Source organism: Phycisphaerae bacterium, assembly GCA_018003015.1.
Lineage (GTDB): Bacteria > Planctomycetota > Phycisphaerae > UBA1845 > PWPN01 > JAGNEZ01.
On the sequence record JAGNEZ010000114.1, the window covers coordinates 1 to 11056 of the forward strand.

8 protein-coding genes are annotated in these 11056 nt (G+C 63.7%); 2 read left to right on the forward strand and 6 right to left on the reverse strand.

What is annotated here, in order from left to right; all coding sequences use genetic code 11:
- Nucleotides 1–314 precede the first annotated feature (314 nt).
- Nucleotides 315–1505, forward strand: a complete 1191-nt coding sequence (locus tag KA354_24390) for a metallophosphoesterase (protein MBP7937791.1) — start codon at nucleotides 315–317, stop codon at nucleotides 1503–1505.
- 250 nt (nucleotides 1506–1755) lie between these two features.
- Nucleotides 1756–2502, forward strand: a complete 747-nt coding sequence (locus KA354_24395) for an NAD(P)H-hydrate epimerase (GenBank protein MBP7937792.1) — start codon at nucleotides 1756–1758, stop codon at nucleotides 2500–2502.
- Between the two features lie 121 nt (nucleotides 2503–2623).
- Here the strand turns inward: KA354_24395 and KA354_24400 are convergent, their stop codons facing one another.
- The 6 genes from KA354_24400 to KA354_24425 all read right to left on the reverse strand — a co-directional run bounded on the left by KA354_24400 (nucleotide 2624) and on the right by KA354_24425 (nucleotide 10843).
- Complete coding sequence (locus tag KA354_24400) at nucleotides 2624–3709, reverse strand: hypothetical protein (protein ID MBP7937793.1); 1086 nt, start codon at nucleotides 3707–3709, stop codon at nucleotides 2624–2626.
- A gap of 165 nt (nucleotides 3710–3874) precedes the next feature.
- On the reverse strand, nucleotides 3875–4591 hold the full coding sequence (locus tag KA354_24405; GenBank protein MBP7937794.1) for a lysoplasmalogenase: 717 nt from the start codon (nucleotides 4589–4591) through the stop codon (nucleotides 3875–3877).
- A 172-nt stretch (nucleotides 4592–4763) separates the two neighbouring features.
- Entirely contained in the window at nucleotides 4764–6761 is a 1998-nt protein-coding gene (locus tag KA354_24410; GenBank protein ID MBP7937795.1) for a right-handed parallel beta-helix repeat-containing protein, read from the reverse strand.
- Nucleotides 6758–8137, reverse strand: coding sequence for an amino acid permease (locus KA354_24415; protein ID MBP7937796.1), 1380 nt, complete (start codon nucleotides 8135–8137; stop codon nucleotides 6758–6760). Before KA354_24415 ends, KA354_24410 begins: the two co-directional genes overlap by 4 nt.
- A 192-nt stretch (nucleotides 8138–8329) precedes the next feature.
- A complete protein-coding gene (locus tag KA354_24420) occupies nucleotides 8330–9460 on the reverse strand; it encodes a mandelate racemase (protein ID MBP7937797.1) in 1131 nt (376 codons plus the stop codon).
- A 90-nt stretch (nucleotides 9461–9550) separates the two neighbouring features.
- Nucleotides 9551–10843, reverse strand: a complete 1293-nt coding sequence (locus KA354_24425; protein MBP7937798.1) for a Gfo/Idh/MocA family oxidoreductase — start codon at nucleotides 10841–10843, stop codon at nucleotides 9551–9553.
- Nucleotides 10844–11056 lie beyond the last annotated feature (213 nt).

Genomic DNA, 11056 nt, shown 5'->3' on the forward strand with positions numbered 1-11056 from the left:
GATCTACACCCACGTGACCACCGCCCGGATGAAACAGGCCTATGACGACGCCCACCCGCGGGCGTAGTCCGGATCACGGCGGCGAACCCAGACCGTCGCCAACCAGGAAAACACGCGACAGCAGAGCACGAGGCACCCGATCGGGTGCCTCTCTCTTTGGGGGACGGCCCGGCTGCAGGTCCCGAGCAGCGATCCCAGATGACTCTGCCGCGGCGGTCGCCGTCCCCGCCGACCCGCATGCCACACCCGGAAACACCCTCAGGCCACCTCACGCTCGATGGGCGGGCGAGCCGCGGCCGGCTATACTCCCGGTCATGATCTGCCTATACCCATCCCTCCGCGTATTGGGCGTCGTGCTCGCGTGTACCCTGGTCGCGAAAGCGGCCGAGACGAGTCAACCGGCTACGTCCCCGGCGCTGCGGATCGTCGGCGGACCGTACCTGCAGGCTCCTTCGCCAACAAGCATGACCGTCGTCTGGACAACCAACAGACCATGTGTCTCCAAACTCCAGTTCGGTCCGTCCGCGAACGAGATGCCCAACGTCGCAACCAGCGCCCACCACGGCCTGATCGATGCGAACACCACGCTGCACAGAATCACGGTCAGCGGCCTGAGCCCGGGAACGACCCGCCACTACCGCGCGGTCTCCACCGAGATCGTCGAGTTCAACCCCTACAAGGTGAAGTATGGGCCGAGCGTCAGAAGTGAAGGGCAGTTCACGACCCTCGACCCGAAGAAGGAGACGTTCTCGTTTTGTGTCCTCAACGACCGCCACGACAGGGCACCCAAGCTGCGACAGGACCTGGGGGCGGTCAAGTGGGAGGCCGTGGACCTCGTGTTCGCCCTGGGCGACGTCATGAACGACCCGAAGAACGAACCACAGATCTTCCAGAACTTCATCAACCCCTGTGTGGAGTTCTTCGCGGGACGAATACCGCTGGTCTTTGTTCGCGGCAACCACGAAACGCGCGGAGCACTGGCCCGCAACCTCATCGACTACTTCCCCACCGAAAGCGGACGATACTACTACTCCTTCGACCATGGGGGTGTCTATTTCCTGCTGCTGGACGGCGGGGAGGACAAGGGCGATGACTCCACGGAATACAGCGGGCTGGCGGCCTTCGAGGACTACCTCAAGCAGGAAACCAAATGGCTCGACCAGGAACTCAAGAGCCCCGCGTTCCTCAACGCGCGTTTCCGCGTGTGCCTGCTGCACATCCCGCCTGTGGCCGAGGTCAAGGACACCAAGTTCATCCGCGCCCCGTGGTTGCGCGACAACTGGAGCCCCAGGCTCAGCAAAGCGGGAATCGACCTGATCCTCTGCGGCCATACCCACGTCTACGCCGAATTGCCACCCGACGTGAGCCGGGCGTACCCCATCGTAGTGGGCGGAACGGACACGGTCATCCGCGTCGACGTCTCGCCCGAACGACTACAAATGACGACCTTTAAGGACAACGGCGCGGTCCTGTCACGGCCGCCCGAGGTCCGGGTGAAACGGTAGGTCGCCCAGCGGTCCGGCCATCGAGCCCATCGGCACATTTGACCGGTCCCGCGTCCGACGTGGATGAGGCAAGCCGACAGAGGTAACGGCGATTGCACCCTCGCACGCCGAATACCACGCGGCCGCATGCCAGAAGCGAGCGCGACTCAGGAGCAAGTGTTGCATGCTCAACCACCCGTAAAGCTGTGTTTGGAACGTCACACGACTCGGCGCGACGCAACGCCACGGCTGAACGCGAAGTGAGACCATCATGAAGAAAACACCGACGCTGACTCGCGAACAGTGCCGGGCGGTAGACCGATACGCCATCGAGCAACTTGGCATCCCCGGCGTGGTCCTGATGGAGAATGCGGGGCGAAACGCGGCCGATCTGATCGAGCGGTGGCTGCGGCGGGGAGTGTCAGAGTCTTCGCCGTCCAAGTCACGACCCTCGCCGCGAGTAGAACCACGACCCGACCACGTGGCCGTCGTCTGCGGCAAGGGCAACAACGGCGGCGACGGTTTCGTCATCGCCCGGCACCTGATCCATCGCGGCTATCAAGTCGGCGTGGTCTTGTTGGGTGACCCCGGCACCTTGGCCGGCGACGCGGCCGCCAACCATGCGGTTCTGGTTCGGATGGGCGTCAGGATCCGGCCGCTGACGGAATCGTCCCTCGCTCCGGCGGTTCGTACGTGGCGGCAATGCAGCATCGTCGTTGATGCATTACTTGGAACCGGTTTCGCCGGACAGGTCCAGGGACTGCTGGCCAAGGTCATCGAAGCGGTCAACAGCCTAGCCGGTCCCACGATCGTGGCGGTCGACGTGCCGTCCGGCCTCGATGCCGACACCGGCGAGCCGGGCGGCGCTGCGATCCGAGCGAACCACACCGTCACCTTCCTAGCCACCAAGACCGGCTACTTACGGCCGACAGCAAGGCACTATCTTGGCAGGGTCCATGTGGTCGACATCGGCGCCCCGACGCAACTCATCCTGGCTCGACTCGGATCAGAAAAGTAACGCCCCTCGCGGCCATCGAAGGAGACGACAGGTCACAGGCGGGGCCACCCTCGATGCCGAGGTTTCGGCGTGCCGACGTTCTGGCGTGCCGACGTTCCGACGCGCCGACGCTCAGGCGCTTCTACTCCGCCGCTTTGCCTTCCTTCGGAGGAGTCGCCTGGGCGTCGGCTGCGGCCGGCTGACTTTCCGGCTGGCTGGCGGCGGCTGGCTGCGTGCGGGCGGTGAAGGCGGCTCGAGCCCTCTTCTCCACCTCCTTGATGTTCGTCTGCCGTTGCTGGAAGGCCCTGCGCTGATCATCGCGCGGGATACCGTCGAGCTCCTTCTTCAGTCGCTCGAACATGTTGGTGCTGATCTCCTTCTCAAGCCGCTCACGGCGGCCGTCGAGTTCTTTGCGGGCGCGTTTAGCCTTCTCGAGTTCCTCCGGGTCGGTCTTGGGTGCGGCCTCGGCGAGTTCATTGTACTTGGCGTCCAACTCGGCAAAATCCTGCTTGTGAGCATCACGATAAGCGGCCGCCTCCTCCCGCATCCGCCGCAGCGCCGAGTACGCGCTCTGCTGCTGACCTTCGTCGAGACGGTAGTCCTGGATGAAGTGGCGAACGTAATACTGCCAGGCATCCTCGCTCTTCATGATCGGGCGCGGTTGCGAACTGACCCGCGAGCCGAAATCGCCAGGCTGGAACTCGCCCCGGGCCCAACGCTCAAACTGCTTGTCGTACTGCTGAAAAGCCTTGTCGATTCCATCCATGTCTCGATCGTGAAGCTTGCGCTGCTCCTCGTTCAGGATTTCCCGCCACTTGAGATTGCCGTCAATGATCTCCTGGTGCATGGCGGCAAACAGCGGCCCTGCCCGGCGGGCAAAATCCTTGGCCGCCTCCGGCGGCGGCGCCTGGCCGCCGAGCTGGTAATCCCACCACTCCGAAAACAGGATTCGCAGGTCGCGTTCGTTGTTCTGCAGGAAACCCTTGACCCGCTGAGTCATCAGCTTCTGCGTGTACTCCTGCTGCTTCTCGTCCAGGTTGTACTGGCGGGCGATCTGGTTGACTGCGTGCTTCATCAACGCGTCGACCTGCCAGCCCATGGGATTGTTGTCCGCCGCCGAAGACCCGCCCGACGGATTCTGCTGGGCATGCCCGCGTTCGGCGATCAGGGCAACCAGCCCCAGCCCCAGAAACGCGACCGCACTGCAAACACGGCTCGATCGATTCATGAGACACCTGAAGGCGAACAGCCTCACCCCGGTTACGCGCGGGATGTGTCGCTCGATTACGGGACACCCGCCCGAACGGCGACCGTCCGCCCAAACACAGTGCATTATTATACTGACCGGGGCTTGTCAAGTTGCGGATGACACCAACCGCCGGACGAACGCCCGTCACGCCACCGAGACATTTTCCCCGCCACAGCCACCGGTCCGGACGCAGAAAGTCACTGAGACCGCAATCAGCCATTGCCCGGCGAAATAGGGCACCAGGACCAACAGCCCAGAGAAGGCAAAACCGCCCTGGAAACGAGCAACGGCCAGAACACTGTCCGACAGGACAAACAAGGCGGCCCCAACGCAGGCCACGATCGCGCCTGGCTTCTTCAGCACCAGCGCCCGGCCCGCGGCCTGGGCGGCCATCGCCAGTATGAACCCGGTGTACAGAACGACGGGCGCGCGCAGGCCACGCGGAACGTCGCCCCAGAGAAACGACACCAAGGCCGCCCCCAGAATGCTCCAGGCCACGAGCGGCACCCTTCGAGGAGCGACCGGGCAGTCCGAGGTGAAGGCCACGAGATAGCACAGGTGGGCAAGGAGGAAACTCACCAGGCCCGGTAGGAACCAGTCTCCGGGCAGCATCAGGAAGGTGTCCCCTGCCAGGGAGCAAACCAGTCCGGCAACAATACTCCACCTATAAAGACCGGGGCTGGACGGCGAGCCCACTGCGGCGGTGACCACCAGCAGAGCCGTACTCAAGGGCTTGAAAAGGTAGGTCAACCAAGCCATGTCCGGCACGGCATACGGAAGTCCGGCGGCCAGCACGACGGACGTGACCGTAGCCAGCGTGAGGATGAGAAAGCCTGCCCACCGTCGCCTATCTTGTCTCATCGGTTTGGCCACCCACGCGTGCACGGACCCTTGCTCCCCGGCATTGGCTCGTAACGGCCGGATACCGTCTCCTCGGCTACCACCTTTCGGGAGTGTTCCACCCCATGACCCACTCCCCCACACTCGGACGGGCCCCCGCTCGTGGGCACCACCACCGTGGCCCACAGCCCGATCACGGCCTCCTGCCGATACCCTTGCCGTCGATCGGTTTGAAGCCGAGTTTGACCGCCGGCGAGTCGGGCTTGAGCGTGAAGTCACCGGCAGCCGGATTGGTGAACAGCGGGTCGGCAATGACTGAGTGCTCGTCCTGGCCGCGTTTCTTCCAGTCATCGAAACTGCCGCCCGCGAACTCCATCGCCCCGCCGTCCGTCCGCCAGTACAAGTTGTAGTCCAGTTTGTAGTTGTTGTTCTCCCAGCTGCTCCCCAGGAGCGAGCCCTCGCTGTAATACACGATGTTGTGATCGAAGGAGAAGGAGATGTGCGGTTCCGGACGCGAGCGGATGATTTGGGCTACCTTGGCGAATGCAAAGACGTTGTTGCGGATCCTGTTCTCCTTGCCATAGTGCTGGTGGTAGCCGCCGTGCTTGGTGCGGTAGACGATGTTGTTCTCGATGAGGATGTCCGTACTGCCTTCATCGTTATAGATGCCCCAGCCGCCGTAGTAGAAAGCGTCCACATCGTGAATCCGGTTGTAGCGGATCGTTGTACCCGGGGAAACACCAAGTGTGTAGACGCCGCCCATGTCGCTGAGCAGACCCTGGCCGATGTCGTGAATGTGGTTGTATTCGATCGCATTGTGCACCGCCTTGCTCGGACCGTAACCCCACGACCAGCCGACGGATACTCCGGTGTAATAAAGATCGTGGATGTGGTTGTGTGTGACCTTGTTGTCGCCGCTGTTGCCGATCCAGACCCCGACGGCGCTGTGGAAGATCCTCCCGGCTTGACTGATCTCGTTGTTGTCAACCGTCGTGCGGGCGGTATCGTGGCCGATCTTCACCCCACCGGCTCCCAGATCGGTCAATGTGCAATCGACGACTTGGCAATCCTCAGAACCTGCGCCGATCTCGATGGCGTAGGTAGCGACCTGCTCCACGCGGCAATCGGTGATCGAGCAGCGGACCGCACGGGACAGAACGATCGCCCCCGGAAGGCTGTTGGCAGCCTGGACATCGCCTGCTTTGCCCGGCGGCAGCGACCACTCCGTGTGACGGAAGGTCAGACCACGGAACTGAACGTCCGACACCGGCCGGTTCCCATCCGACTGGCCTTCAAGGTGAACGAGGTGCGGCAGGCAGGGGGCCATGATGGTCACGTTCTCCGGCGTTTCGCCCGGCTTGGGCATGTAGTAGAGCGTACCGGCCTTGCGATCGAGGTACCATTGCCCGGGTGTATCCAGGGCTTCGAAGACATTCTCGACGTAATAGCGGGCCATCTGCTTGTGGTCGCCGGCTTCGGTGAGCCGGAAGACGCTCGGGGCGTCGAACTTCACCGTGTGGGCCGGTTCGTCGATCTCGGCAATGGGCAGGTGTGACTCGACCCAGAAGTGCAGAGCGATGATCTCCACGTCCTGGAGGTTGTCCCAGCTCCTGAGTTCGCCCGGCCTGAAAGTGGCTTGCCTCTGACCCACGTTCCATTCCGTATCAGACTTGATGTCCGGCAGACCGGTGAAGGTGTAAAAGCCCTCCTTGGGGAGGCGGGTTCGCGGCCGGCGATGCCCGTTGACGAAAAGCTGGCGGAAAAACCACCGGCCGTCCTTCACCGCGGCGATGTCGGCGGCCCAGAGCTCCTTCCCGTCCTTTTCGACCGGCCTGAAACCGGTGATGACGCGACCACCACCGATCACCGGATGGTCACTCTCGAACGCGGCGTAGGTGACCTGAGCTCCCTTCGAACCGCCGTCCTCGGCAGTCAGCACCAACGGCTCGGCCAGGTCGTAGATGCCGGCGTGGACCCACACGGTGATGGGGGTGTCATTCCATTCGCCTTTCTGTCGGTGGGCGCGAATCGCATCCCGCGCCGCCGGAAGCGACGGAAAAGTATCGCCCGCGGCTGTGACGCCCGGTTTGACGTGCAACACGATCGCGTCTTTCCCGAGCACACTGGCGGAGAAATGCGGGCTCGCCAGAACCAGAATCCACAAGCCCATCCGCCGGGTAATCGCAGTCATTGAGGGACTCCTTTCTCATCAACAGGACATGGGCAGCCACCGCTCATCCTTCCGTAGTCCGGGTGTTCAACGCGCGGCACGAAGTGGCGCCACAGGAAGAACGCGGGCACTCCCGCGGCGAGGATCACCAGCCACACCAGCGTCTCGCCCGGCCTGGCCAGGACAGCCAGCACAGTCATGAAGGCGGTCGACAGAATGAACACGATGGGAACCCAGGGATAGCCCCAACACTTGTACGGGCGGGGCAGGGCCGGGCGGCGAATGCGCAGAATGATCACCGCAGCGGCCGCCAAAGCGAAGAAGATCCACATCGCGAAGACAAAGCCGCCGATCATCCGCTCAAAGGTGCCAACCGCCACGGCGCTGATGGCGGACATGAGACACTGTGCCCACAGTGACACGTCAGGAGTGTGATAGGTTGGGTGAATGTGGCCGAGGAACTTGAAGAAGAGACCGTCACGAGCCTGGGCAAACGTGACCCGGGCACCGGCGATGATGGAAGCGTGAACGGCCCCCAGCGTCGAAATCAAAACCAGCACCGTGACAATGACATCACCCGACCGACCGATGAGCCGCTGAACGGTCAGCGGAGCAACGGCGGCGGTGTGTCGCATTTCCTCCAGTGGAACCATCATCATGTACACGGCGTTCACACCCAGATAGATGACAACGGTCGCAGCCGTGCCGAAAACGAGGATTCGAGGCAGTAGCCGCTGGGGATCGCGGATCTCCCCGGCACAGGAGGCAATGTCGCTCCATCCGTCATAGGTCCAGAGCACGGCCGCCAGCACGGGAGCCAGTGCGGCCAGAACCGACTTCGATGCAGGAGCCGGCCCCAGGTGACCGTAGTGGTCGCCGGCCATCCGCAAGCCCAAGGCGATGATCGCGAGCAGGGCGATTACCTTCAAACCGGTGAAGAAGATGGCGACACCCGCCCCCAACTGCACTTTCACGGTGTTGATCGCCGTAAGAACGACCAGCAGCGTGCAGGTCGTGAAGCGGATGTCCCAGTGAACACCAAGTAGCCGATTGAGATGCTCGGAGAAGACTGTGGCAATGCTGGCGGCCGCCAGTGGCTTGCCCAGAAACACATACGTCCAGCCGAAGATGAAAGCGACGACCTCACCCAGACCCTCGTACATGAAGACGTAGATGCCGCCGGAGCGGGGAAACATCGTACCCAGCTCGGCGTAGGTGAAGGCACCGAACAGGGAGAGGATTCCGCCGACCAGCCACAGTGCCAGGATCAGGGCGGGACTATCCATCTCCGAGGCGATGGAAGCCGGCGTGCGGAAGATACCGCTGCCGATGATGATGCCGACCATGATGGCCGATCCGCCCCAGAACCCAATACTCCGCGGCAGATCGCGCCGCATAGCGGCCCTCCAGACTGGTAGCGAGAGTGACGGCAAACGCGGCTCCCACGAAGAGCCGTGGCCGGGCATTGTACAGCGGCGCTCGCCACCCCGCGCCTCTCCCGGGAAAGCAGGCTTGCGGAATTCCGATCGACGGCGAGCCGTGAGCGACAACGGGGACCCGAGTGCGGCTGGAGAGCACCAGCCGAGGCGCTACCGGCCAGACGCCAACTCCGCCAGCCTCGCCTCGTCGACCTCGACTCCCAGGCCGAAACCACCCGGAACGGCCAGTTCGCCATTCGTCGGCTGAAAGGGCTCCTTGAGTATCGTACCACTGAGGAACTGCGGGCCATTCAGGGCCGCGGGATACTTGAGATCGCATGCCCCATAGAGCAGCAGCGATGCGGCCAGCGAGAGGTCCGGATCGGTCAGGCCGCTGCCCAGAACCATCAGCCCGCACTTCTGGCACAGCTCGATCTGCCGCCAGGCGTCGGTCAAGCCGCCACACCGGGCCGGTTTCATCGCCACCCCGTCGCACATGCCCAGCTTGATGAACTCCTCCAGATCCGACGAGTGCACCGAGCCCTCGTCCAGAATGATGGGCAGAGCACCCTGCTTCTTGAGCTTCTGCAGACCGGTGATCCGGTTCGGGCGAAGCGGCTGCTCCAGAACGGCCACCCCGGCGTCGGCCAATCTCGGGGCCACCTCGAGAGCCGTGACTTCGTCGTAGCCGCCGTTGGCATCCGCCCAGAGAAACCCGTCCGGAGCCAGCTTCTTGACGGCCCGACACAACTCCACATCAAACCCAGGATCCGGGGCCACCTTGACGTTGAAGGTGCGGTAGCCACGCTTGCGACCCTCTTCAATCAGACCGGGAACATCGTCCAGCGTCTTGGGATTGAGCGTCCAGCTTACGGTGATGCGCTTCCGCCCCTTCCGCTTCCAGCGCTGGGCGGCGGTCTGCCTGAGCAGCCGCCCGGTCAGATCGAACAGGGCAAGGTCAATCCCCGCCTTGCAGATCGGCTGGCCGGTGGAGAAAGAGGGAGCAATGATGGCATTCATAGCTGCGTGCACGCCGTCCATGTCGTAGGCATCCCGGCCGATCAGAACCGGCGCCAGATATCGATCTATCGTGGACTGGACGGTCTCGAGCGTCTCGTAGCTCCACTTCGGCGTGGGCACGCTCTGGCCCCAGCCGATGGATCCGTCCTCCGCAGTGATCTTCACCACCACGGTCTGCCGTCCCAGCGGCTCGCCCCGCGGGCCCTCGAAGAACTTGAACCGGCCTGCGGTGGGGTAGACCACGGGGAAGGTCTGAATCCGAGCGATCTTGACGGATAGCATGGCCTCTCCTCGGCTTGTCCGATTCAGGAACATGGCCCCCGCCAGGCCAGCAGACCCACGAAGAAAATCACGGCGTGTCCGGATCATGGGTCACACCCCTGTGATCTCGCGCTTGATCGGGTCATACACCTGCCGACGGCCGGTCTCGCGGGCCAGGGCGGCCAGGATCGTGGCTACCGAATGCTGGTGGCCGTACTCGATGTCCGCGTTCGGCCGCTTGCGAGTGCGAAGGCATTCGAGCCAGTTGCCCATGTGGGACTCCCCCGCCTCAGCCTTCATCTTGCGGGTCTCCGCCTTGCGGCCGGCCTTCCCGCCGGCCGAGGAAACCGTCCAGGCCTCCAGGTCCATGGTCCCCTCGGCACCGTGCAGCGTGAAATGCACGCCGGTCGAGTTCCCAAGACCCATCGCCCAGTCCATCAGAAAACCCTTGCCCAGCGGGTACTCGAGAATGGCGTGGAAGGTGTCGTCATGTTCCCGACCGTCCTCCCAGACATACCGCCCCCCGTGGGCCACGGCACAGGCCGGGTACGTGCTTCCAGTGATCATGTTCACCGAATCGGAGTAGTGAACCATCCATAGGCCGGCCAGACCGTTGGTCCCCAGCCGGTACATCTGCCAACGCCGGAGCAGGCGGGCGTCAAACGGCCGCTTGGGCTGGTTCAAGAGGTATGCATCCCAGTCCACGTCCGCCGGCTTGCAGTCGTCAAAGGCCCGAGCCCAGCGCGGCTGATTGACGTACATGGCGGCCGAGATCCGGTTCAGCATGCCGAGCCCACCCGAGGCCCATTCCTTGGCCGCCGCCTTGAATCGGCCGTCGCTTCGCCGCTGCGTGCCGACCTGGACGACACGCTCGTTCTTGCGGGCGAGGTCAAGGGCTTGGTTGGCACCGGCCAGTTCGATCGACATCGGCTTTTCCACGTACACGTCCTTGCCCGCCGTGAGCGCCTCGATCATGATCGGGGTATGGGCGAAGTCCGGTGTCGCGATGGTCACCGCGTCCACCTCCTTGAGAGCCAGCAGCTCGCCGAAACGGGTGAACTGGCGCGGCTCCTTGCCAAACCACTCCTTGGCCTTGGCGGCCGCCCGCTCCAGGTTCGGCTTCCAGACGTCACACACCGCGGTGATCTCGACGTTGTGCTTGGCGGCCTCGCCCTTGATTTCCTGCATTAGGGCTCCAAAGCCGCGGTCGCCCACGCCGATGCAGCCGATCGAAATCCGGTCGTTCGGGCCGATCCCGCGCCGCTGGGTGGCGGCCAGCAGGGTTCCACGACCGCCGCTCCCGCCGCCGGCGACGCCCGCCAGACCGATCGTCCCGACAACGGCCAAGCCGGCGTCCCGGGTGTGGGTGATGAATGTCCTGCGCGTCAAACGTTGGTCGGACATCGGAGATCCTCCTGCAAAGAGTGAAACCGCAGTCTACCCCGGCCCCACCGGTTTGTGAATACGCCCCCGGCCCACCCCGTGAAAAAGGGTCCGTGACACGTTAGGCGGCCTCGCCGTAGGCCGGGCGGGTGTTCCAGTATTGCGTCCAGCGGCCATCCTGGGAAAGCCACATGGCCCGCAGCGACAGGATGGACTCCACCCCGCTCAGGCTCC